The organism is Nevskia soli DSM 19509 (assembly GCF_000711955.1).
Taxonomy (GTDB): Bacteria; Pseudomonadota; Gammaproteobacteria; order Nevskiales; family Nevskiaceae; genus Nevskia; species Nevskia soli.
In genome coordinates this window covers 58,266-82,448 of sequence record NZ_JONR01000001.1, presented here as the reverse complement: position 1 = coordinate 82,448, position 24,183 = coordinate 58,266, and the positions used below count along the sequence as shown (strand labels likewise).

The following is a 24,183-nucleotide window of genomic DNA, read 5'->3' as shown; positions in this document are numbered from 1 at the left end:
CACCAGACAAACTCGGGGCAAGACACATGAGCGACCGCTATCTGGAACTGGCACAGACCTCGCTGGGCCGCCAGTTCTTCTCCGCGCTGAACCTGCCGGGACCGCCGCGCCTGGCGCGCGAGCCGCAGCCCTATGGCGCGCAGCCGCTGGCCGGCAAGTCCGCCATCGTCGGCGGCGTGGCGCAGGCGCGCTATCGCGGCGGCGTCGAAGCCGCGCTGAAGGGCGCCGGCGCCAGCCTGGCAGAGTCGGCCGCGCCGCTTTTGGTATTCGACGCCGCCGGCGCGACCGGGCCGATCGAACTCAAATCCCTCTATTCCTTCTTCCACCAGCACCTCGAAGGCCTGCCCTCCGGCGCCCGCATCGTGGTCATCGGCCGCGCCGCCGCCAGCTGCGAGAGCGCGGCGGAAGCCGCCGCGGCCGGCGCCCTCTCCGGCTTCGTCAAGAGCCTGGCCAAGGAGATCGGCCGCAAGGGCAGCACCGCCAACCTGCTCACCGTCGCCGACGGCGCCGAGCCCTGGATCGACGGCGCCCTGCGCTTCCTGCTCAGCGGCCACGCCGCCTTCGTCACCGGCCAGGTGCTGCCCCTGGTGCCGGCCGCCAGGAGCCTCAAGCCGGGCGACTTCAACCAGCCGCTGGCCGGCAAGACCGCACTCGTCACCGGTGCCGCCCGCGGCATCGGCGCCGCCATCGCCGCCACCCTGGCGCGTGAAGGCGCCCAGGTCATCGGCGTCGATCGCCCGCAGGAAGAAGAAGCGCTGAACGCGACCCTGCACCCCATCGGCGGCCGCGCCGTGCTGCTCGACGTCACCGCCGCCGACGCCGGCGCGCGCATCGCCGAGGCCGCCGGCAAGCTCGACCTGCTGGTGCACAACGCCGGCGTCACGCGCGACAAGCTGCTGCGCAAGATGCCGGAGCACTACTGGGACATGGTGCTGGGCATCAACCTCGACGCCATCGTGCGCATCAACGAGCAGCTGCTCGGCGACAACCTCAAGCCGCAGGCGCGCCTGGTGTGCATCGCCTCGATCGGCGGCATCGCCGGCAATGCCGGGCAGACCAACTATGCCGCCACCAAGTCCGGCGTGATCGGCTACGTCGCCGCGCTGGCGCCGGAACTGGCGAAACGCGGCATGGCCATCAACGCCGTGGCGCCGGGCTTCATCGAAACGCAGATGACCGCCTCCATCCCGCCGGCCAACCGCTTCTTCGGCCGCCGCATGAGCGCGCTGCTGCAAGGCGGCCTGCCGGAAGACATCGCCGAAGCCGTGACCTTCCTCGGCGCCGCGCCGCTGTCCGGCGGCGTCAACGGCGCCACGCTGCGCGTCTGCGGGCAGAACTGGTTGGGATAAACAACCGCCGTTTTCATGATCTCGCCTTCTCTTTCAAGAGAGAGAAGGACCAAAAGAAATTGTCGATCACTACCTAGCTTCCAGGAAACATCCATGACCCAGACCGTCCGCAAGGTCGCCATTCTCGGCGGCGCGCGCATTCCCTTCAGCCGCTCCAACTCGGCCTACTCGCACAAGTCCAACCAGGACATGCTCACCGCCGCCCTGCGCGGCCTGGTGGACAAGTACCAGCTGCACGGCGAGCGTCTCGGCGAAGTCGCCGCCGGCGCGGTGCTGAAGCACTCGCGCGACTTCAACCTGACGCGCGAATGCGTGCTGTCCTCGGGCCTGGCGCCGGAGACCCCCGCGTACGACGTGCAGCAGGCCTGCGGCACCGGCCTGGAGACCGCCATCCTGGTCGGCAACAAGATCGCCCTGGGCCAGATCGAGGCCGGCATCGCCGGCGGTGTCGATACCGCCTCCGATGCGCCGATCGCGCTGAACGAGAAGCTGCGCAAGATCCTGCTCGACGCCAACCGCGCCAAGACCAACGGCCAGAAGCTGGCCGCCCTCGCCCGCATCCGTCCCTCCATGCTGGTACCGGCCATCCCCACCAACGGCGAACCGCGCACGCGCATGTCGATGGGCCAGCACTGCGAAGTGATGGCGAAGGAATGGCACATCCCCCGCGAAGAGCAGGACCAGCTCACCTACGAATCGCACAAGAAAGCCGCCGCCGCTTACGATGCCGGCTTCCACGACGACCTGCTGGTGGAATTCGGCGGCCTCAAGCGCGACAACAACCTGCGCCCGGACATCTCCATCGAGAAGCTGGCCTCGCTCAGCCCGGCCTTCGACCGCAAGGGCGGCACGCTCAGCGCGGGCAACAGCACCCCGCTCACCGACGGCGCCTCCACCGTGCTGCTGGCTTCTGAAGAGTGGGCCAAGGCGCACGGCCTGAAGCCGCTGGCCTACCTGACCCACAGCGAAACCTCCGCCGTCGACTTCGTCGGCAAGAAGGAAGGCCTGCTGATGGCGCCGGCCTACGCCGTGCCGCGCATGCTCAAGCGCGCCGGCCTGACCCTGCAGGATTTCGACTTCTACGAAATCCACGAAGCCTTCGCCGCCCAGGTCCTGTGCACCCTCAAGGCCTGGGAAGATCCGAAGTTCTGCAAGGAGCGCCTCGGGCTCGACCAGCCGCTCGGCTCGATCGACCGCAGCAAGCTCAACGTCAAGGGCGGCAGCCTCGCCGCCGGCCACCCCTTCGCCGCCACCGGCGGCCGCATCCTGGCGAACCTCGCCAAGATCATCGACGAAAACAAGGGCGGCCGCGGCCTGATTTCGATCTGCGCGGCGGGCGGGATGGGCGTCGTGGCGATTGTCGAGCGATAATCCCCGCAGAAAACCATTGGGGGAAGGGTCGCCGGCATGAACGCATCCGCTTCGCTGTTCGAGCAGCACGATTTCGTTTACGGCGACCATCGGCTTGCGTACGAGACGGTGGGCGAAGGCATGCCCTTCGTGCTGCTGCACGGCATCCTGCTCGACTCGCACATCAACCGCGAACTGGCGACGCGCTTCGCGGCGGAAGGCTACCGCGTGATCCTGCTCGACCTGCTCGGCCACGGCCGCAGCGACAAGAGCAGCGATCCCAAGGACCATCGCGCCGATTTCTACGCCGACCAGGTGATCGCCCTGCTCGATCACCTCGGCATCGGCCAGGCCCTGGTCGGCGGCGTGTCGCTGGGCTGCATCGTCTCCCTGCACGTCGCGGTGAAGGCGCCGCAACGGGTCGCCGGCCTGTTCCTGGAAATGCCGGTGATGGAATGGTCCGCACCCTGGGCCGCCGCCCTGCTGTCGCCCCTGCTGCTGGCGGCGCGCTTCATGCGCCCCGGCTACGCTTCGTTCACCCGCATGGTGCGCGCACTACCGCGGCCGCACCAGCTCAAGTACGAGTGGCTGGCCGGCATCATGAACACGCTGTCGCTGGAACCCTCGGTGGTGGCGGCGATCCTGCACGGCGTGCTGGTCGGACCCATCGTTCCCTCCGAGCAGCAGCGGCGCAAGCTGACCATGCCGGCCCTGGTGATCGGCCATACGCGCGACAAGCTGCACGAGTTCCGCGACGCCCATCTATTGAGCCAGCAACTGCCCAACGCACACCTGCTGGAAGCGCGGCACATCATGGAGCTGCGCACCCGCCCCGACCGCCTGTGGCCGGAGATCAGCCAGTTCCTGCGCGAGGTGCGGGAAGCCGGACTCACTGCACCGACCGCGGCGAAAGCCATCAGCCCGGCGCCGTCGGTCGCAGCCGCACCCTCCGCAACACCGGCAGCGGCATCCGGCGGCGGCCTGAAGCAGCGCTTCGAACAGGCGGTGGAGAAAGTACGTACGGCGCCGCCGGATGGCCCGTTCAAGCCCTCCAACGAACTCAAGCTGAAGATGTACGCCCTCTACCGCCAGGCCATCGACGGCGACGTGCGCGGCAAACGCCCCGGCATGCTCGACGTCGTCGCCCGCTACAAGTACGACGCCTGGGCCATGGCCAAGGGCCTGTCGAGCGAGGACGCCATGCGCAAATACCTGGAAGAAGTGGCCAAGGTCGAACAGAAGTTCGGCTGATCCGAAGCTGCACCGACCTGGCTTCGCTGAGAAGCCTCATCGCACTGCGTAATCGCGGCCGCGCGACGGCGCGGCTGGTGCACCCCCGGCGCAGATCCGGCCGGGTCTTGACGCCCGCGGACCGTCCCGGTGTTCTTGCAACCGGCCACAGGGCAAGCCGGGAAAACCTCGGCGCATAAAAAAACACCCGTTTTGCCCTCCCGGCGGCGTCCGACACCCCTTTTCCAGCCGTGCCCCCTGCCCGCGGAATCCCGTGTCCGGCGCCTTAACGAGCCCGTCACAGAGTTTCCTTACATTTGCCTTACAGAAACGGCCGACCACGGCCGCACTGTCAATCCAGCCACCGAGATTCGGGAGAAATCCAGTGTCACAACCTTTGAAACTGCGCCGCACGGCGCTGGCGACCGCGCTTGCCGGCGTGGGCGCCTTGTACGGCTGCAGCTCCGACGACAACCAGGGCAGCACCGACGCCACGGCGCAGTTCGCCGAGGTCACCGCCGCCGGCACCGACGGCGAGAAGCGCACCATACGCGTTTCCGATTCGGCCATGATCGGCGGCAAGATCACCACCACAGGCTATCAGACCATCCTGCGTTCCGGCGACCAGCGCGGTCCGGACGCCAACCTGAATACCTATGGCCTGCTGGTGGACAACCAGCTCAAGCCGATCAAGGCCGCGGACGGCTCCACCACCGTGGCCAACTCCAACGACTTCTCCTCCGTGCTCAAGGTCGGCGCCAAGTTGTTCAACGTCTCGCACTTCGAGGACATCCCCGGCGCGCTGTACCTGACCGAGCTGTCGCAGGACAAGAGTAGCGGCCAGCTCAGCGCCGTCAGCACCCGCGCGCTCGACCTGTCCGGCATCAACGGCATCGTCTCCCCCTGCGCCGGCAGCGTCACGCCGTGGCAAACCCACCTGGGCAGCGAGGAAGATGCCCCCAACGCGCGCGCCGCGCGTCCCGACTACATGGCCACCTTCTTCGGCGGCGGCACCACCGTCGGCGGCACGCCCAATCAGAATCTTTACTTCTGGGGCTATCCGGTCGAAGTCGCGGTGACCGAGGCCGGCGCCGCCACGGTCAGCAAGCACTACAGCATGGGCCGCTTCGGCCACGAGCTGTCCTACGTCATGCCGGACAACAAGACCGTCTACGAGTCCGACGACAACACCAATACCAGCTATTACCTGTACGTCGCGGACAAGGCACAGGATCTTTCGGCCGGCACCCTCTACGCGCTGAAGATCAAGCAGAGCACCGCCGCCGGCACCACCGACCTGATCCAGGGCGACGTCACCTGGAACAAGCTGGGCCACGCCACCGACGCCGAGGTCAAGGCGATCATCGACGCCGGCACCAAGTTCAGCGACATCTTCGACACCGCCACGCCGGCTGCCGACTTCAGCTGCGCCAGCGGCTTCAAGCCGGTGAACACGTCGGTGGGCCTGGAGTGCCTGGCGCTGAAGCCCGGCAAGGAACAGGCGGCCGCCTTCCTCGAAACCGGCCGCTACGCCGGCTACGTCGGCTCCACCATCGAGCTGCGCAAGGAAGAAGGCGTCACCTACGATCCGGCGGCCAAGCGCATGTACGTCTCCTACAGCTTCCTGGAGAACGGCATGGAGGACAACCGCAAGAAGGGCAAGGCCAATACCTCGTACGACCGCGGCGGCAGCAACGACATCAAGGCCACCTTCAACCATTGCGGCGCGATCTACGCCTACGATATGGCCAGCGACGCGGCCATCGGCTCCGACTACGTGGCGAACAAGGTCAGCGGCGTGCTCGCCGGCGTCATGACCACCCTGGCCGATCCGGACAAGCTCAACGCCGGCACCGTCGCCGCCTATGCCAGCGACAGCCCCTTCGCCGGCAGCGCCTGCTCGGTGGACGGCATCGCCAACCCGGACAACATCAGCTTCATGCCGGGCCAGAAGACCCTGCTGATCGGCGAGGACAGCGATGACGGCCATCAGAACGACATGAGCTGGGCGTACAACATCGAGACCAAGAAGCTGACACGCATCCAGACCACGCCGTACGGTTCGGAAGTCACCGGCATGTACTACTACCCGGCGATCAACGATTTCGGCTATATCATGAACATCGTGCAGCACCCGTACGGCGAGAGCGACACCGACAAGGTGACCAGCACCAGCCCGGAACGCCACTCCTACCTCGGCTACATCGGTCCCCTGCCCGCGTTCAAGCAGCAGTAACGCAAGGCCTTCATCCCGGCGCCGCAGGGCGCCGGGATTTTTTCTTTGTTTATCGGCACAACATGCACATCAGCCTTTTCCTGCGCGCCGGCCTGCTCGCCGGCGCCTTTGCGCTCGGCGGCTGCGGCCGCGACGACAGCGGCATCGACCTGCATACGCGGGCCGTCGCCAACCGCCTCGCCTACATCCCGCCGCAATGCTTCACCCGCACCCTCGATCCCCGCGCCGCCAGGGCGCAGAACCCCTGCTACGTCTGTCACGCCGACGCGGCCGTACCGAACTACCAGGGCCAGCCGGAACTGCAGCTGGCCTACGCCTTTCCGCAACTCCAGGGCGGCCGCGACGTGGCCAACCCCTGGACCAACCTGTTCGCCGATCACGCAGCCGCCATCGGCAAGATCAGCGACCGCGATATCGCGCGCTACGTCGACGACGACAACTACCATGACCAGGACAATACACCTGTCCTGGCAAAGCGACTGGCGCGGGTGCCGCAGCGCTGGGATGTGAACGGCGACGGCCACTGGAGCGGCTACCTGCCCGACGCCGGCTTCCGCTACGACGCCCAGGGCTATGACCTGGCGGCGGACGGACAGGCCAGCGGCTGGCGCCGCTTCAGCTATTACCCGCTGCCGGGTGCCTTCATGCCCACCAACGGCTCCTTCGACGACGTGCTGATCCGCCTGCCGCCGGCATTCCGCGAGGATGAGCAGGGCGCCGCCAGCACCGCCGTCTACAGCATCAATCTCGCCATCGTCGAGGCGCTGATCCGCCGCGCCGACATCGACATCGATGCCGCCGACGAGAAGCTGCTGGGCGTCGACCTCGACGGCGACGGCCGCCTCGGCAATGCCGTGCGCGTGCACTACGACTGGCAACCCACCGCCGGCCGTAACATGTCTTACGTCGGCCGCGCACGGCTGGAGCAGGCTGCCGGCAGCCTGCATCTCGCCGCCGGGCTCTATCCGGAAGGCACCGAGTTCCTGCACAGCGTGCGCTACCTCGCGGTGGACGCAGACGGCAAGGTGCGCGCCGCGCCGCGCATGAAGGAGTTGCGCTACGCCCGCAAGCTGCGCTGGCTCAGCTACTCCGACCTGCGCCACGACGCCGGCCGCGAGGCGCGCGAAGCCGAATTGAATCCGAACCGGCTGGAGCACTTCAACGGCGATCCGGAGCAGGGACTGCAAAACCTGATCGGCTGGAGTTACCAGGGCTTCATCGAGGACCGTCGCGGCCGCCTGCGGCCACAGACCTACGAGGAGACGGTGCAATGCATGGGCTGCCACGGCGGCCTGTCCGCCACCGAGGACGGCAGTTTCTCCCTGCCGCGCAAAACCAGTGGCGGTGCGGCGCATGGCTGGGGCAGCACGGCAGCCTATGCCCTGCCCGATCCACTGCGCAGCGACGGCGCGGCGGAATTCGCAACGTATCTAAAAAACAACCATGCGGGGGATGAATACCGCGCCAACGAGGAAGTGCTGAAGCGCTTCTATGAAGCCGATGCCGCGCCGCAAGCCGCGGCTTTCGAGGCGCTGGCGCGGGATCTGTCGACGCTGCTGCTGCCCTCGGCGCAACGCGCGCTGGCGCTGGACAAAGCCTACCGGGTGCTGGTGGAGGAGCAGAGTTTCGCCAAGGGACGCGACGCCATGCTGGCACCGGCCTTGAACGTACACCGGGACATCGCGCCGGATGCGCCCACCGGCATCATCGAAGCGCAGCCGGCGCCGAGACTCGCCGTCCACTGAAGAGGCGGGGACGCCCTCAACCCTGCATCGGCGCCCAGTAATCGACGATCTTGCCGCCACGCACGGCGACGAGGTCGCCGAACTGCAGCAGCACGAATTCGCTCTGCGTCGGCCGGAAGAACACCTGGTCATCGACCTTCAAGCCCACACCGGGGGAGGCGTTGACGATTTCCTGGTTGGTGCTGTGGCCGAAGGTGGAATTGAACTGCAGACCCTTGGGCGACTCGTACTCCGCCATCCAATAGCCGCCGTAGATGAAATAGGTCTGCAATTGATTCGGGTCCCACCAGGAGAAGATGCGCGACTTGCCGTCCAGGGCCGGCAGCTCCACCGGCCCCACCGATTTCAGCACCGGGGTGGCGATGTATGCCGCGGGCACATGCGCGGTGAGTGTGTCGAGATCGTAATGGGTCGGCTTGAGCAGGGCGGTGCCGACGGAGATGTCGTTGCTGAGCGTCTCGGCCTCGTGCATCTTGTAGGTTGGGCTGCCGGCGGCGTTCAGCGTCAGGTCCTCGCGCCACAGCCTGGCGTACTGGTTGCGGGTGAAGTCGGCGCGCTCCTGATAAATCGCCATACCCTTGCGGAACAGTTCCTCGTGGCTGCCGAGGATGCGGGGCACGGCCATGCCGGCATGCGGGTCGTAGCCCATGAAGCCGGCGAACTCCAGGTTGGCCGGATTGGCTGCAATCAGCGACAGCATCTGGCCGAGCACTTCGTTGCCGGCGACGCCACCGCGATGCAAACCGACATCAAGCTCGATATTGATGCGCAGCTTCGCCCCCAGGCCCTTGGCCAATTCGAGGTACTGCTGCACGTGTTCCGGCGTATCGTTCAGCCATTGCAGCTGGCGCGAAGGATCGAAGCTGCCCTTCAGATTCTTGTAGAACACCTCCGCCGAGCGCACGGGCAGGGGCTTGCCGATGAGGATGTCGGCGTCCGGGAAGGCCACCACGTCGTCATTGATGAAGGGCTGGTGGAAGGACATCAGCCGCCGCGTGCCGGCGCGCTTGGACACGTAGTCGATCAGCCCCTGCGAGGGCAGCGACTTCTCGACGATGCGGTAGTGCTTGGGCAGCTTGACCGACTGCACCACCTGGTCGATGTTGTGGTCGAGCCGATCCAGGTCGATGACCAGGCAGGGCCTCATAGGGCCGTTCTTCTTCAGCTCCTCGTTGAGGACGCGGAAGTATTCGTCATACGGCTTGCCATTGGCGGAAGGGCGCGCCAGCAGGCCGCCACCGACGACCACGGCGCCGACACCGGCGGCGCCCAGCATGAAGTTGCGGCGGTTCATTGATCGAGGCCCTTGTTAGCAGGTGACGCCGAAGACGGAGCGCAGGTGCCCGTTGAGGAATTTTCCGGTCGGGTCGAGCGCGGCCCGCACGTCGAGGAAATCCTTCCAGTGCGGGTAGAGTTTCGAGAACTGGTTGTGATTCAGGGTATGCAGCTTGCCCCAGTGCGGCCGGCCCTCGTACTTCCAGAAGATCGGCTCGATCTGTGCGAAGAAGTTGTGGAAGTCGAGGCGGTAGTCCTGGTGCACCGAGATGGCGACGGTATCGCGGCCGTTGAACATGCTCAACGGGATGTCGTCGCCCTTGACGTAGCGGTATTCGAGCGGGAAGAAGCTGTTGAGGTTCTGCTCGCGCACGGTCTTGAGGATTTCGCGCACGCAGGCCGGTCCCGCTTCGGCGGGAAGCTCGTATTCCATCTCGTTGAAGCGCTGGTCGCGCACGTGGGAGAAGACGCGGAAGGAATCGTCCACCACATCCGAGCCGATCATGCGCTTGACGAAGGTGTTCAACAGCGCCGCCTGCACTTGGGGATGATTGCGGGCATAGGTGTTGATCGCCATCAGCGCGGAAACGCCGTCACCGTCGCCGCCGCCCTGCTGCGGCTTGGTGTGAGGATCGGTGGTCTCGTTGGTAGCGGTGGCCAGCGCCACGTCGGAGTGCAGGATCGGATTGATTTCGAAGTGATCGTTCTCCTTGATCAGCCGCGGCATGTCTTCCAGCAGTTCTTCGGTGTTCTGCACCCAGATTTTCTCGTGCAGCCGAAACGCCTTGCGGTTCTGCAAGCGCACGCGGGTGATGATGCCGAGGGCGCCGAGCGAGGTACGGGCGACGTTGAAAATCTCCGGATGGTTTTTGGCATCGCAGTCGATGATATCGCCGGTAGCCGTGACCAGGCGCAACCCGACCACGGTACTGGAATAGGAGCCGAACTTCGGCCCGGTGCCGTGGGTGGAGGTGCTGATCGCACCGGCGATGGTCTGGTAATCGATGTCGGCCATGTTGAGCATGGCCAGGCCGGCCTTGAGCAGCGGCTCGCCCATGTCGGCGACGCGGGTGCCGCCCCAGAACTCGGACTGCAGGGTCTGCGCATCGGCGCTGATCATGCCGCTCATATTGCTGAGCGACAGCAGAGTGCCATCGGTGGGTACCAGGGCGCTGAACGAATGGCCAGAGCCGACTGCGCGGATCGTGTCCCTGGTTCCGCGCACCACTTCGGCCAGCGCCGCCTCGTCCGCGGGCGCCACGCGCACCGCCGGAATGCAGGCCTGCCCGCCGGACCAGTTGCGCCAGGGAATGATGCGCTCGGACGCGGCGCGGGCCAGCCCGCTCAAGCCGCCCGCGCCGAGCAGGCCGAGCGCACCGGCCTGCTTCATCACTTCTCTGCGTGTCAAAGCCATGGTGCGATCCTTATTGCAGCTTGGCGCCGGCCATGTATTCGGTGACGGCGATGAAGTCGTCTTCCGCGCACTGCATGCACAGGCCCATTGGCGGCATGCCCTGGTAGCCGTTGATGATGTGACCGAGCACCACCTCTCGCCCCTGCGCCACGCGCGGCGCCCAGGCCTTGGCGTCGCCGAGCTGCGGCGCGCCGGAGGCCGGCTTGCCGTGGCAGTTGCTGCAGGTGCTGTCGTAGATCTTCTGGATCGCCGGGCTGGCGGCGACCGGCGGCGGTGCGGGTGCCGCGGCGGGCGTGGCGGCCTTGCCCTCCTGGCCACTGCCGCAGGCGGCGAGCAACAGCATGGAAGCGGCGATGAATCCGCCTGAAATCAAAATGGAACGGCTCATGACTTTCCCTTTCTTTCCTTGTTGCTGATCGCTGTGCGCGGCGCGGCCTTGCCGGCACGCGCTGCCGTTCCCACTGCCGCCTCCTGCTCCGCCATCCGCACCAGCATGCGCACCACCCGTGCGCGCTGGCGCGGCGTGAAAGGAGACAGCTGCAGCAGTTCCTGGGTCCACAGGCCCTCGGTCGCCAGGTAGACCAGGGCTGCCTGCTCGAACGGCACGTCCTGCGCCAGCTTGGCGAAGCGGCCGTTGAAATATTCGGCCACCGGGGCCAGCACGTTGCGGTCGCTGTTGAGCGCCGCCAGCAGGGCGCCGCTGACGCGGTCGTCGACGTCCAGCGCACGCACCGAATTCATCACATAGGCCTTGAGGCTGCGGCCCGGCCGGTCCGGCAGGCTGGCGGTGACCTGGGCGTGGGCATGCCGGTTGTGTTCCACCAGCCGCTCGACCATGGCCTTGAGCAGGGCCTCCTTGGTGGGGAAGTTGTACATCACCCCGCCCTTGCTGACGCCGGCACGCTTGGCTACCGCATCCAGCGTGAGCTTGCCGGCGCCGCCCTCGAGCACCACGTCCTGCGCCGCGTCGAGCATGGCTTCGCGCGAGTTGGGGCGGCCTCTGGTTTTCGGGAGCTTCGGCATCGGGCTGCTGCTGACCTGGTTCGAATACTGTACCGGCTGGTCGGCAAAACCTGTGCCGGCGGGCGACTCCATCCGATCTGCCGGAAGGCTGCGGTTGTCGTCCCTCACGTCGCTGCACCGATCCTGCTGTTCATACCGCAATCTAAACACTGCGCGGGGCCTTACGCTTGACAGCGGACGACAGTTCTCGATTCCGGCGCGAACTGTTCGCAAAGCCCATCCGGCCCCGCCGAGGCGATTGTGACCCACGGGGCGGCAGGGGGACTAGGCAGAAATATACTTGGGGCGTGACAGCCCCCGCTGCTTGAATTACTTTACCGTCCAGTCGGCACAGTAAATGCAATGGAGAATCCCGTCCACGGGATCGCCGGCCGCGGGTTTTCCGCGGCACGAAGGAGGGTGTCATGCTGCAAACCGTCACCAGGGCCCCGCAGCGCGAGGCCACCATGCGCTGCGCCTCGCTGGCCGGGCTCGAAGCCCTGTTGCAGCGCCGCGGCGTGGGGCTGGGCGAGGTCTGCGCCCGCGTCGGCGTGGATGCGGCCCTGCTGTCCCAGGCGGAAAGCCGCCTGCCGGTGCACCGCTTCGTCGCATTGCTGGAGGAAGCCGCGCGCGCCTCCGGCGACGACGCCATCGGCCTGCACTTGGGCTATTCCCACAGCACCGACAGCTTCGGCGCGCTCGGCGACGCCATCACCCGGGCGCCGGACATCGCCGGCGCCGTCGCCAACGTGGCCCGCTATTTCCACCTGCACCAGGAAGGGGCCTGCCTGGAACTGCGCATCGAAGGCCGCAACGCGATCATTACCTACTGCATCCGCGACGTGGAAATCATCGACTACCGGCAGGACGCCGAACTGTCGATGGCGAAAATGCTGAGCTTCGCCCGCATCGCCACCGGCTGCCGCAGCTGGGCACCCTCCGCGGTCTATTTCGAGCACCCGGAGCCGCGTGACAGCAGCGAGCACCGCCGCATCTTCGGCGCCCCGGTATATTTCTCGCAGCCTTACAACGCGCTGGTGGCGCCGCGGGAAATACTGGCCATGCGCGTCAGCGGTGACGATTCCGGTTCCCTGGCACGGCTGCAGAGCCTGGCGGAAGCCCGCGCCACGCATCCAGTGCCCGGCGACGAACTGCTGGCCGGGGTGCGCCAGCACATCCTGCGCGGCCTGCGCGCCGGCGGCGTCTCGATCGAAAAGGTCGCGGCGGCGCTGGACCTGAGCGAGCGCACCCTGCAGCGGCGCCTGGGCGAATGCGGCGTCACCTTCAATGAACTGGTGGAGCGCATGCGTTTCGAGTTGTCGCAACGCTACCTGCGCCAGGATCACCTGTCGCTGACCGAGATCGGCTACCTGCTCGGCTATTCCGAGCTGAGTGCCTTCAGCCGCGCCTTCCGCCGCTGGGCCGGCGTCAGCCCGATCGAATTCCGCAAGGTGAGCTGCGCTTGAACCCGGTAAAACTGGAATCCCCGCCTCCCGACGACTCGGCGCGTGCGGGATCGCGGCTGTCTCCGGCCGGATCCGGGACCACCGCAGCCGCGACAAAAGAATCGGATATGGAAGCAAGGACCAAACCCGTGGTGCTGATCACCGGCGCGTCTTCCGGCATCGGCAAGACCTGCGCCGAGCATCTGCATGCGCGGGGCTATCGCGTTTACGGCACCAGCCGGCGCGCCGCGGCGGCGCCCGAATCCGGCGGCTTCCGGCTGATCGCCATGGACGTGACCTCCGAGGAATCGGTGGCGCAGGCCATCCAGCTGATCCTGTCGCGCGAAGGCCGGCTCGACGTGGTCTTCAACAATGCCGGCGACGGCATCGCCGGCTCGGTGGAAGACACCAGTATCGAGGAAGCGCGGCAGCAACTCGACACCAATTTCTTCGGCGTACTGCGCGTCTGCCGCGCCGCCCTGCCGGTGATGCGCCGGCAAGGCGCCGGCCTGATCCTCAACGTCAGCTCGCTCGGCGGCCTGATCGGCCTGCCCTTCCAGGGACTCTATAGCGCCAGCAAGTTCGCGGTGGAGGGCGCGACCGAAGCATTGCGCATGGAAGTGCGCCCCTTCGGCGTGCGCGTGGCATTGATCGAACCCGGCGACTTCCGCACCGGCTTTACCGCGCAGCGGCGCAAGGTGCGCGCCGCGCAGGGCAGCAATGCTTACACGGCGCGCTTCGACAAGGCGCTGGCGACGATGGAGCGCGACGAAAACGGCGGTGCCGACCCGATCGCCGTGGCGCGCCTGCTGGAGCGCCTGATCAATACGCATTCGCCGCGTCCCCGCTACAAAGTCGGCGGCTTTTTCCAGAAACTGTCGGCCGGGCCGCTGCGCAAGATCCTGCCGCAGAAGCTGTTCGAATACCTGCTGATGGGCAGCTATGGCATCGCCTGATTCGGCAGTCATGACACAGGCTGCGCCGGTGGCGTCAGATGTCAAGATGCACCGCAGGCGATCAAGGATAGTTTGATAAACCCGAGTCATGCAGCGCAGCGCGCTGCGCACCCAGCGATACGGAGTCGAAGATGGTCGCAAGCAGAAACAAGTCCGCAGTGTTGCTCGGCGCCATGGCCGCCGTGCTGTTCAGCGGTGCCGCCGCGGCGGCGCCCGATGCACAGATCGCCCGGCTGGGGCAGGACCTGACGCCGATCGGCGCCGAAAAGGCCGGCAACAAGGATGGCAGCATCCCGGCCTGGAAGGGCGGCGAGATGACCGCGCCGGCGGGCTGGAAGCCGGGCACTGTGCGTCCCGATCCGTATGCCTCCGAGAAGCCGGTGCTGTCGATCAACGCCGCCAATGCCGACCAGTACAAGAACCGCCTCAGCGCGGGCCAGCTGGAGCTGCTGAAGACCATCAAGGGCTACCGCATGGACGTCTATCCGACGCACCGCTCCTGCGGCTACCCGGACATCGTTTACCAGCGCAGCAAGGAAAACGCCAAGAGCGCCACATTGGCCGGCGACGGCTTCGAACTGGCCTCCGCCACCGGCTCCGGCTTCCCCTTCCCGATTCCCGCCAGCGGCGTGGAAGCAATATGGAACCACAAGCTGCGCTACGAAGGCCAGGGCCGCATCGAGCCCAACTACACCCTGCTGTCGCCGTCCAAGGGCGGCTCCGATTTCACCAAGATCGAATACATCGCCAAGTACTTCGTGCCGTTCCAGGCGCCGACCACCAAGAGCATCGCCGATGCCAATGGTGTGGAGTTCTACTTCTTCCAGGAAACGGTCTCGCCGGCGGCACTGGCGGGCACACTGCAAGCCGGTGTGTACTACCTGCAGAAGCTGAACGAGGGCTGGCAGTACTTCCCGGGCCAGCGCCGTGTGCGCCGTCTTTCGACTTACGCCTACGACGCGCCGCTGATCGGCCTGGAAAACACCTACTACGTCGACCAGGCCTGGATGTACAACGGCATGCTGGACCGCTACACCTACAAGCTGATCGGCAAGCAGGAGATGTACATCCCCTACAACAGCTTCTCCCTGCGCGACGGCACCCGCTTCAACGACAAGACGCTGTTCGGCGCCGATCATCTCAATCCCGACGCGCGCCGCTACGAGCTGCACCGCGTGTGGAAGGTCGAGGCAGACGTGCGCCAGGGCCAGCGCCACTCATCGCCGCATCGCGTGTTCTACCTCGACGAGGACACCTGGGCCATCATCGCGGTGGACATGTACGACGCGCAGGGCAAGATCCAGCGCGTGCAGGAAGGCAGCGTCACCCCGATCTGGGAGATCGGCGCCTGCGACGCCAGCGAGGACTACGTCAGCTACGACCTGCCGAGCGGCCGCTACTGGGGCGACATCTTCACCATCGGCCAGCCGGAAACCGATTGGCTGGCCGGCAAGGAAGGCCGCCTGAAGACGGATATGTTCACCGAGGACTACCTGCGCAGACAGGGTGCCCGCTGAACCAATAGGCAACGAGATCGGCTCCGGGAGAACAAACGTCCGCACAGCGGACACCGATCAGGATCACAGCGGTAGAGAAAGGGGGCAGTAATGAAGGGCAAGGTCAAGGCTAGCGCGGCAAACAGGAAGGGAACGCAGGCAATGGGGCGCAAGGTCGCCCGCTGCGCCGCGGCGGGTGCGCTGGCCGCGACGGCGCTGCCGGCCGCCGCCTTCAACTTCGATCTCGGCGGCGGCTTCAAGGGCGCCTTCGATTCGACCGTTTCCTATGGCCTGCAGATGCGCATGCAGGGCCAGGCCTGCGGCCTGATCTCCCGCGACAACGGCGGCTGCGCTTCCACTACCGCCGCCTTGCCGGAAGCGTCCGAGGACGCCTACTTCATCAACGCCGACGATGGCGACCAGAATTACCGCAAATACGACCTTGTTTCCGAAGTGGTCAAGGGCACACACGAGCTGCAGCTGAAGATGCCGTACGACTTCAGCTTCTTCGGCCGCGTTTCCGAATTGTATGACTGGCGCATCGGCGAAACCGAGCGCACGCCCCTCGACCCCGAGGCGCGGCGCTTCTCGGTCTACAACTTCCAGCCGCTGGATGCGTACATCAACAAGAACTTCGAGCTGTTCGACCGCAGCATGCGCCTGCGCGCGGGCTGGCAGGTGATGAGCTGGGGTGAGGACATCTTCGTGCTGGGCGGCATCAACTCGATCAATGCCTACGACGTGCGGCGCGCGCACGTCCCCGGCACCCAGGTGAAGGAGATCCTGCGGCCGGCGCCGATGGTGTCGTTCAGCACCGACGTGATCGACCGCGTCAGCATGGAAGGCTACTGGCAGTGGCACTGGAACAGCTTCCAGCTCGACCCCAGCGGCACCTACTTCTCCAGCGCCGACCCGGTCGGCAGGGGCAATACCAAGGCCCTGTTCATCCCTACCTCGACCATCAATGCCGGTGTCGCCGCCAACCCGCTGGCGCAGCCGCTGCTCGCCCTCGGCCTGATCCAGCTGGCGCCGGCCGGCACGGTCGGCGACGAAGGCAGCACCGGGCTGACCACGGCGCAGCTGTCGAATCCGCAGTACGTCTCGCCACGCCTGATCAAGGGCTTCAGCACCGGCAACCCGCTGTCCACCGTGGTGGCGACCGCCCTGGTCAAGCTGGCGCTGAATACCGGCAACGTGATTCCGCAGGCGTCGGACGTGGGCGGCAGCAATCACGGCCAGTACGGTGTCTCGTTCCGCTACCGGCCGGAATGGGTCGATGCCTCGTTCGGCTTCTACTACGAGCACCTCAACTCGAAGATCCCGTTCATCACCTATACCGTCAACGACGCCTACAAGACCGACAACCCGGCCTCGGCCGCCTACAGGATCGAATATCCCACCGGCATCCAGCTGATCGGCGCCTCCTACAACACCAATGTCGGCGACTGGGCCCTGGGCGGAGAACTCTCCTGGCGTCCGAATGATGCCGTGGCGATCGACCCCTCGGTGCCGACCACCGCCGGCAAGCAGCCGCTCTATGCCTGCGTCAATGACGGCGGCGAAGCCAACGGCCACTATTGCAAGGGCTGGGTCAACCGCTCCAAGTTCCAGCTGCAGCAGTCCGCCCTGCAGATCTTCTCGCCGACCGGGGGCCTGGGCGGCTTCCTGCTCAGCACACTGGGCGCCAACGAGGGTTACTTCCTCGGCGAATTCGGCGCGACCGACTATCCCGGCCTGGATCGTCTGGGCGGCGTGCCCTGGTCGCTGCCGGCCTATGCACTGCCGAACAAGTTCTCGGCCGGCTACACCTTCGAAACGCAGGTCACCTACGCCAACGTGCTGAACCTGGGCTTCGACTGGCTGCCGCAGATCGACTGGTCGCAGGGACTCATCGGCAATACGCCGAATGCCCTGCCCTGGCAGCAAGGCGCCAAGGCGGCGACGTTCACGCTCAACTTCAACCGCCACAACAAGATCACGTCCGCCATCGCCTACAGCTGGTTCTGGGGCGGCGGCACGCAGAACCAGACCAGCGACCGCGATTTCCTGAGCTTCACCCTGTCATACAACTTCTGAAGATGCCCGCATGTTGAGTACGCTGGTACGCCGGCTAGAGGACTTCCTCTTCGGCCATCGCGGTACGGTGCTGGCGATCTTCGCCGCGCTCACCGTGGTGATGGGCTGGGAAGCCTCGAAGCTGCGCATCTCCGCCGGCTTCGACAAGCTGCTGCCGTCCGGTCATGAGTACATCAAGACCTTCGACGACTACCGCGGCCAGCTGCACGATGCCAATGGCATCGCCCTGGTGGTGCATCCGCGCCATGGCGACGTCTGGAACGCGGCGACCCTGAAGACCCTGCTCGATGTGACCCAGGCCGTGACCTTCCTGCCCGGCATCAACCGCGGCAGCGTCACCTCGCTGTGGACGCCCAACATCTTCGTCACCGAGATCACCGAGGACGGCTTCAAGTCCGACCTGCTGATCAGCGGCACGGTCACGCCGGACGCACTGACGCCGGAAGTCATCGGCCAGATCCGCGACCGCGTGGTCGAGGGCGGCTACATCGGCAAGCTGGTGGCGAAGGACGGCTCCGGCGCCCTGATCGCGGCGGAGGTGATGGATCCGGACCCGCGCAGCGGCGAGCCGCTCGACTACATCGCCTTCGGCCATTCGCTCGAAACCGAAATCCGCGCCAAGTTCGAAAACGCGGATGTGGAAATCCAGATCATCGGCTTCGCCAAGGAAGTATCGGACATCGCCGACGGCGCGCAGGGTGTACTGCTGTTCTGCGGCATCGCCCTGCTGCTGACCATCCTGGCGGTGTACTGGTACTGCCGCTCCTGGACCCTGACCTTCCAGAAGATCATCTGCTCGATGACCACGCTGATCTGGCAGTTCGGCACGGTGCACCTGCTCGGCCTGGGCCTGGACCCGCTGGCCATCCTGGTGCCGTTCCTGATCTTCGCCATCGGCGTGTCGCACGGCGTGCAGCAGATCAACTTCATGGTGCGCGAGGTCGCCGGCGGCGCCGACATGTACACCGCCGCGCGGCGCAGCTTCAGCGGCCTGCTGATTCCCGGCGTGCTGGCCCTGGCCACCACCCTGGTCAGCTTCATCACCATGGTGCTGGTGCCGATCCCGATGATCCGCGAGCTGGCGGTGGTGGCCTCGATCGGCATCGCCTACAAGGTGGTCAGCAACCTGATCATGCTGCCGCTGGCGGCTTCCTATTCCAGCGTCAGCAAGGAATGGGGCCAACGCTCGCTGCAGCGGCGCGAGAGCCGCGGCGATCTGATGACACACATCGCACGCATCGCCAAGCCCCGCAACGCCTGGGCCATGACCGTGTTCACCCTGGTGATCTTCGTCGTGGCGGTGTTCCTGTCGCAGGGCCGCGTCATCGGCAGCCTGCTGCCCGGTTCGCCGGAACTGCGCGCCGACGCCCGCTACAACGTCGACTCGCGCGCCATCGCCGAGAAATTCGACGTGGGCCTGGACTGGCTCACCGCCGTGATCGAAGCGCCGGACGAATCCTGCGGCAACGTCGAGCTGCTCAAGCTGGTGGACGAATTCAGCTGGGAGATGCAGAACGTGCCCGGGGTGATCTCGGCCGAGTCCGTCGCTTCGCTGACCAAGCTGTACAACTCCGGCCTCAACGAAGGCCAGCCGAAGATGGCTACCATTCCCCGCGACAGCCATACGCTGGGCTACAACATCGCACAGGCGCACGAGGCGGCTGCCATCACCGGCAAGGGCTGCAAGTGGATGGCGGTGAACCTGTACCTGACGGATCACAAGGCCACTACCATCCAGGGCGTGGTCGAGGCGGTGAAGCAGTTCCGCGCCAGCCACGCGATGGAAGGTGTGCGCTTCCGCCTGGCCAGCGGCAATGCCGGCGTCGAGGCCGCCACCAACGAGGTGCTGGCCAGTGAAGAATTGCCGATGCTGCTCTACGTCTTCGCCGCCATCCTGCTGCTGGTATTCCTGGCCTACCGCGACTGGCGCGCCATGCTGGCCTGCTGCCTGCCGCTGGCGGTGGCCACCTATATCGGCTACGCCTTCATGAAGCTGCTCGACATCGGACTCACCGTCGCCACCCTGCCGGTAATGGTGCTGTCGGTCGGCGTCGGCGTGGACTACGCCTTCTATATCTACAACCGCCTGCAACTGCACATGGCCCGTGGCGAGAACATCGTCGATTCGTTCGAGCATGCCCTGAAGGAAACCGGCGTCGCCACCGTGTTCACCGCGCTGACGCTGTCGGTGGGCGTGGCCACCTGGAGTTTCTCGGCACTGAAATTCCAGGCCGACATGGGCAAGCTGCTGGCCTTCATGTTCATGGTCAACATGATCATGGCGATCACCGCCCTGCCCGCTTTCGCGGTGGTGCTGGAACGCCTGTTTCCACGCCGCGGGCCGGTGCGCATGCCGGGGTTGGCGCATGACTGAGACCTCTTCGTTCAAGCGTGGCCTGCCGGAAGGCATCGCGGCCATCGTCGGCCTGTGTATCGGCGCCGGGCTGTGGTACGCCCATTCGATGTGCACGGCCAGCACCGCGCCAGCCTCCGCCAGGGTGGCGGCAAGCCCGGCCATCAACGGCAGGGCGCAGATCTCCGCCGCGCCGGTGGCCGACCCGATCCATGCGCCGCTGTATGCCGCCGCCCATGCCGGCAGACGCATCGTCGTGGCGGGAGAACACGGCGTGATCGTGCTGTCCGATGATGCCGGCCAGACCTTCCGCCAGGCGCGGACGGTACCGACGCAGGCGCTGCTGACCAGCCTGAGCTTCGTCGACGACAAGCAGGGCTGGGCCGCCGGCCATGACGGCGTGGTGATCCACACCGCCGACGGCGGCGAAACCTGGGTGCTGCAGCACGAAGAACTGGACGGCGACAAGCCGCTGTTCTCGGTCTTCTTCCGGGATGCGCAGCACGGCTTCGCCGTGGGCCTGTTCGGCACCGCCATCCAGACCGCCGACGGCGGCAAGAACTGGGCGCCGCTGGCGGTCGAAACCGGCGAGGAGAACGATCATCACCTGTACGCCATCTTCGGCGACGCGACGGCGGCGCTGTATGTCGCCGGTGAAACCGGGCTGATCTACCGCTCCAGCGACGGCGGCGCCAGCTGGAACACGATCAAGACCTCCAACCCGGGCTCGTTCTGGGCCGGCCTCCAGCTCAGCGACGGCAGCCTGCTGGCCGCCGGCCAGCGCGGCCACCTGTTCGGCAGCCATGACCAGGGCGCGAGCTGGACCGAAATCCCCTCCGGCACGGAACAGTCCCTTACCGGGATCGTGCAGGCGGCGGATGGCGCCATCCTGGTCACCGGGCTGGCCGGCACCACGCTGAGCAGTACCGACGGCGGCAAGACCTTCAGCGCCCAGACCCGCAACGATCGCGTGCCGCTGAACGGCGCCCTCAGCCAGGCCGCCGCCGCGCCGGTGCTGTTCGGCGACAAGGGCATCGTGGGGCGGCCGAAAGAGCGGGAATAGCCTTGCCGCAACGCGGTGCCGGGCGCCTTGGGCAGTGCGCTGAGCGACCTGGGCGACCTGTCCAACATGAGCAAGTGGGACGGCACCCAGTTGGCCAACTCGGCGGCGAAGAACAAGGCAACGGTGGAGAAATACGACGAGATCGAGTTCTCCGCCTTCGGCCTGCTCCCCGATCCGGTCATGCCCTGGATCAACCGCCCGACCTGCCAGCAGGTGGTCGAGGTGCAGAGCGGGCGCCGAGGCGGCAATGCGGTCCTCATGGCCCGGACAGCGCGGCGCGCCGCCCGGGCTATTTTGTTTGGCTCAAGGCGATGGCCAGGAAGTTGCGCAGGGCCGGCGACGCCGGGCCGCGCTTCCAGGCCAGCAGGATGTCGGTCGCAACGCCGGTCTCCACCAGGGGCAGGAATACGACGCCAGGCACATGGATCTGCCGCATCGACGCCGCCACCAGGGCCACACCGACCCCCGCCGCGACGAGGCCGATGATGGTCGGCATTTCATGCACTTCCTGCACGATGCGGGGTGCGAAGCCGGCCTTGAGGCAGAGCGCCAGGATCTGGTCGTGCAGTCCGGTGCTGACGCTGCGCGAATAGAGGATGAACGGCTCCTGCGCCAGCGCGGCCAGGGGCAGGCGCTTGCGGCGCGCCAGGAGATTGTCCGCATGCAGCGCCAGCAGCAGCGGCTCGCGCAGCACCACCCGTGTTTCCAGCTGCTCCAGCAGTTCGTGCCGGGTGGGACGGAAAAAACCGACGTCCAGGGTTTCCGCGGTGAGCCGCTCGATCTGCTCGCGGGTGCTGAGCTCGCGCAGCTGCAACTGCACGCCCGGATAAGCCCGGCGGAAATCGTGCAGCACGCGCGGCATCACCGGCGTGAACGGGAGGGAGCCGGTGAAACCCAGTTCCAGCGCCCCGCTTTCGCCGCGCCCCACCCGCTGCACCGCGGTCTTCGCCGCCTCCGCCTGGGCCAGCACGAGGCGGGCGCGCGGCAGCAGTTCCCGGCCGGCGTCGGTCAGGCTGATGCGGTGGCCGGCGCGCTCGAACAGCGCCACCCCGAGTTCCTGCTCCAGCGTCTGGATCTGCAGCGACAGCGGAGGCTGCGAAATATGCAGGCGCCGTGCCGCGCGGCCGAAGTGCAGCTCTTCGGCGACGGCGATGAAGTAACGCAGGCGGCGCAGGTCCATCCTAGAAGCGGTGGTTGGGGATCGAATGATCGGCGATCCCGCAGCGAGGGATAGCGCCGGCCTGGAGCGAAACCCATGGCTGTTCCATGGGTTGAGTGAAGGCCAAGCTAGACCCGCGAGGGGCGCCGAGCACCGATCCAGCGGGAGAAGCATTCGCCGACTTTGCAGGGAAGCTCTCCCCGTCAAAGATCTCAAAGACATCTAACAAGTCCATGGCTTCTCCCGCGGTCAACCGCCGCTTCCAGGATGATATGGATAACATATCAAATATCGCCAAAAAACATATTTGCCGTATCAATAAGCCGGGACTAAGCTGCGCCACTTCTTGTAGGGAGCGGGCAGTGCGGATCGAGCGTGGTCAGGTGGCGGTGGTGGCAGCCGGGATGTGCGCCTTCTTCAATATGTACATCACCCAGGCGCTGCTGCCGGAGCTGCGCCGCGCCTTCGGCGCCGGCGTGGCCGCCGTCAGCCTGACGGTGACCGCCACGACCCTGGGCGTAGCTTTCGCCGCTCCCTTCGCCGGCGGCCTGGCCGACCGCTTCGGCCGCAAGCGGGTGCTGCTGATCGCGCTGTCCCTGCTGACCCTGGCCACCTTCGGCGCCGCCAGCGCCGACGGCCTCGGCGCGCTGCTGGTGTGGCGCGCGTTGCAGGGCATGGTGATCCCCGGCATCTTCGCCAGCGCGGTGGCCTATATCGCGGAGGAATGGGCGCCGGCGGAGGCCGCCACCATGACCAGCCTCTACGTCGCGGGAACAGTCCTGGGCAGCTTCTGCGGCCGCTTCATCTCCGGGCTGGCGACCGATGCCTATGGCTGGCGCAGCGCCTTCCTGCTGATGGGTCTCATCAACCTGTGCTTCGTGCCGCTGATCGCGGTGCTGCTGCCGCGTTCGCGCCGCTTCACGCCAAGCGCCTCCCTGCTGGCCTCGCTGGCCGGCGCCGGCGCGCACCTGCGCAACGCGCCGCTGCTGGCGACCTACGGCATCGGCTTCACCCTGCTCTTCGCCCAGGTCGGCACCTTCACCTACGTCAATTTCTATCTCAGCGCGGCGCCGTTCGGGCTGTCGACCCATGCGCTGTCCTTCATCTTCTTCGTCTTCCTGATCGGCATGGCGGTGACGCCGTTCAGCGGTCGCTGGGCACTCCGCTGGAGCCCGCGCGGCGTGGGGCTGGCCGCGCTGGCGGTGAGCGGCCTGGGGCTGCTGCTGACGCTGAGCCATTGGCTGCCGCAGATCGTGCTGGGCCTGATCCTCAGCTCGGCCGGCATCTTCATCGTACAGTCGCTGGCGACGACCACCGTGCCGCGCCTGGCGCAGGGCGCGCGCTCCGCCGCGGTGGGCCTGTACCTCACCTGCTATTACTTCGGCGGCAGCGTCGGCGCCAGCCTGCCGGCGTCGCTGTGGTCCTTCGCCGGATGGCACGCCTGCGTCGCCCTGGTGCTGGCGGTGCAGCTGGTTGCGGCGCTGCTGGTACATGCGACCTGGGCCGGAAACGACACACGCTCGGCGGCGATGCTGCCGCTGTACGGCAAGACCTGAGCGACGCTCAGACGCAAGCGATTCTCGTTACGTGAATCGCGGCGAATGTCTGTTAGTTTCTCCAGCTCGGGCGTCGCAAACGTTCTAACCATAAAAGCGTTTGTGCGCTCCAGCACACCCCCAACTGGAGAACGCACCATGTCGCACCCTGTCTCTTCCGATCGCCGCCGTTTCCTCAGCCGCATCGCCCTCGGCGCCGCCGCACTGCCGCTGCTGCGCCTGACTTCCGCGCAGGCCGCCGACCTGCCTCACCTGAGTCCGGACGATCCCACCGCCAAGGCCTTGGGTTATACCGAGAACGCCAGCAAGATCGATCCGAAGAAGGAAACCGCGTTCAAGGCGGGCAGTCATTGCGGCGGTTGCGCCCTCTTCACCGCGCCCGCCAGTGGGGACTTCGGCGCCTGCGGCGCGTTTGCCGGCAAGGCCGTGAACCAGGCCGGCTGGTGCCGCGCCTATGCTGCCAAGGCTTAATGGACAT

18 protein-coding genes are annotated in these 24,183 nt (G+C 66.5%); 13 read left to right on the top strand and 5 right to left on the bottom strand.

Annotation, left to right across the window (positions count from 1 at the left end; genetic code table 11):
• Positions 1 to 26 precede the first annotated feature (26 nt).
• From BP26_RS0100295 to BP26_RS0100275, 5 genes are all read left to right on the top strand, one after another.
• Entirely contained in the window at positions 27 to 1,349 is a 1,323-nt protein-coding gene (locus BP26_RS0100295; RefSeq protein ID WP_029918583.1) for a 3-oxoacyl-ACP reductase, read from the top strand.
• 93 nt (positions 1,350 to 1,442) lie between these two features.
• Positions 1,443 to 2,720 carry an acetyl-CoA C-acetyltransferase gene (locus BP26_RS0100290; RefSeq protein ID WP_029918582.1) on the top strand — a complete coding sequence of 426 codons (1,278 nt, stop codon included), beginning with the start codon at positions 1,443 to 1,445 and terminating at the stop codon, positions 2,718 to 2,720.
• 36 nt (positions 2,721 to 2,756) lie between these two features.
• Positions 2,757 to 3,950: an acyl-CoA-binding protein gene (locus tag BP26_RS30010; RefSeq protein WP_051747926.1), complete on the top strand. Its 1,194-nt coding sequence runs from the start codon at positions 2,757 to 2,759 to the stop codon at positions 3,948 to 3,950.
• Between the two features lie 364 nt (positions 3,951 to 4,314).
• Positions 4,315 to 6,165: an alkaline phosphatase PhoX gene (locus tag BP26_RS0100280; protein WP_211254780.1), complete on the top strand. Its 1,851-nt coding sequence runs from the start codon at positions 4,315 to 4,317 to the stop codon at positions 6,163 to 6,165.
• 62 nt (positions 6,166 to 6,227) lie between these two features.
• The gene (locus BP26_RS0100275; RefSeq protein WP_036515733.1) at positions 6,228 to 7,910 is read left to right on the top strand and encodes an Aq_1262 family (lipo)protein; all 1,683 of its coding nucleotides are present in this window, start codon (positions 6,228 to 6,230) and stop codon (positions 7,908 to 7,910) included.
• A 16-nt stretch (positions 7,911 to 7,926) separates the two neighbouring features.
• Here the strand turns inward: BP26_RS0100275 and BP26_RS0100270 are convergent, their stop codons facing one another.
• Genes BP26_RS0100270 through BP26_RS0100255 form a run of 4 tightly spaced genes read right to left on the bottom strand, consistent with a single transcriptional unit; the run spans position 7,927 to position 11,694 of the window.
• Positions 7,927 to 9,204: a DSD1 family PLP-dependent enzyme gene (locus tag BP26_RS0100270; protein WP_029918578.1), complete on the bottom strand. Its 1,278-nt coding sequence runs from the start codon at positions 9,202 to 9,204 to the stop codon at positions 7,927 to 7,929.
• Positions 9,205 to 9,219: 15 nt separating this feature from the next.
• Complete coding sequence (locus tag BP26_RS0100265; protein WP_051747924.1) at positions 9,220 to 10,599, bottom strand: D-arabinono-1,4-lactone oxidase; 1,380 nt, start codon at positions 10,597 to 10,599, stop codon at positions 9,220 to 9,222.
• A 10-nt stretch (positions 10,600 to 10,609) separates the two neighbouring features.
• Positions 10,610 to 10,987: a c-type cytochrome gene (locus BP26_RS0100260; protein ID WP_029918576.1), complete on the bottom strand. Its 378-nt coding sequence runs from the start codon at positions 10,985 to 10,987 to the stop codon at positions 10,610 to 10,612.
• Positions 10,984 to 11,694, bottom strand: coding sequence for a TetR/AcrR family transcriptional regulator (locus BP26_RS0100255; protein ID WP_245611658.1), 711 nt, complete (start codon positions 11,692 to 11,694; stop codon positions 10,984 to 10,986). The genes BP26_RS0100260 and BP26_RS0100255 overlap by 4 nt, the downstream gene beginning before the upstream one ends.
• A gap of 332 nt (positions 11,695 to 12,026) precedes the next feature.
• On the opposite strand from BP26_RS0100255, the gene qhpR reads away from it, so the two are divergent.
• From qhpR to BP26_RS0100225, 6 genes are all read left to right on the top strand, one after another.
• Positions 12,027 to 13,067 carry an AraC-like transcriptional regulator QhpR gene (qhpR, locus tag BP26_RS0100250; RefSeq protein WP_051747923.1) on the top strand — a complete coding sequence of 347 codons (1,041 nt, stop codon included), beginning with the start codon at positions 12,027 to 12,029 and terminating at the stop codon, positions 13,065 to 13,067.
• A gap of 107 nt (positions 13,068 to 13,174) precedes the next feature.
• Positions 13,175 to 14,002, top strand: a complete 828-nt coding sequence (locus BP26_RS0100245) for an SDR family oxidoreductase (protein WP_029918573.1) — start codon at positions 13,175 to 13,177, stop codon at positions 14,000 to 14,002.
• Positions 14,003 to 14,133: 131 nt separating this feature from the next.
• The gene (locus BP26_RS0100240; protein WP_029918572.1) at positions 14,134 to 15,519 is read left to right on the top strand and encodes a DUF1329 domain-containing protein; all 1,386 of its coding nucleotides are present in this window, start codon (positions 14,134 to 14,136) and stop codon (positions 15,517 to 15,519) included.
• A 141-nt stretch (positions 15,520 to 15,660) separates the two neighbouring features.
• Positions 15,661 to 17,574: a DUF1302 domain-containing protein gene (locus tag BP26_RS0100235; protein WP_029918571.1), complete on the top strand. Its 1,914-nt coding sequence runs from the start codon at positions 15,661 to 15,663 to the stop codon at positions 17,572 to 17,574.
• A gap of 10 nt (positions 17,575 to 17,584) precedes the next feature.
• The gene (locus BP26_RS0100230; protein ID WP_029918570.1) at positions 17,585 to 19,948 is read left to right on the top strand and encodes an efflux RND transporter permease subunit; all 2,364 of its coding nucleotides are present in this window, start codon (positions 17,585 to 17,587) and stop codon (positions 19,946 to 19,948) included.
• The gene (locus BP26_RS0100225; protein ID WP_036515730.1) at positions 19,941 to 20,990 is read left to right on the top strand and encodes a WD40/YVTN/BNR-like repeat-containing protein; all 1,050 of its coding nucleotides are present in this window, start codon (positions 19,941 to 19,943) and stop codon (positions 20,988 to 20,990) included. Before BP26_RS0100230 ends, BP26_RS0100225 begins: the two co-directional genes overlap by 8 nt.
• Before the next feature lie 289 nt (positions 20,991 to 21,279).
• On the opposite strand, the gene BP26_RS0100220 is transcribed toward BP26_RS0100225, so the two are convergent.
• Positions 21,280 to 22,170: a LysR substrate-binding domain-containing protein gene (locus BP26_RS0100220; RefSeq protein WP_029918568.1), complete on the bottom strand. Its 891-nt coding sequence runs from the start codon at positions 22,168 to 22,170 to the stop codon at positions 21,280 to 21,282.
• Positions 22,171 to 22,511: 341 nt separating this feature from the next.
• Between BP26_RS0100220 and BP26_RS0100210 the strand changes: the two genes are divergently transcribed.
• Both BP26_RS0100210 and BP26_RS0100205 read left to right on the top strand, forming a co-directional pair.
• Positions 22,512 to 23,705: an MFS transporter gene (locus tag BP26_RS0100210; RefSeq protein ID WP_169740616.1), complete on the top strand. Its 1,194-nt coding sequence runs from the start codon at positions 22,512 to 22,514 to the stop codon at positions 23,703 to 23,705.
• Positions 23,706 to 23,843: 138 nt separating this feature from the next.
• Positions 23,844 to 24,176 carry a high-potential iron-sulfur protein gene (locus BP26_RS0100205; RefSeq protein ID WP_029918565.1) on the top strand — a complete coding sequence of 111 codons (333 nt, stop codon included), beginning with the start codon at positions 23,844 to 23,846 and terminating at the stop codon, positions 24,174 to 24,176.
• Positions 24,177 to 24,183 lie beyond the last annotated feature (7 nt).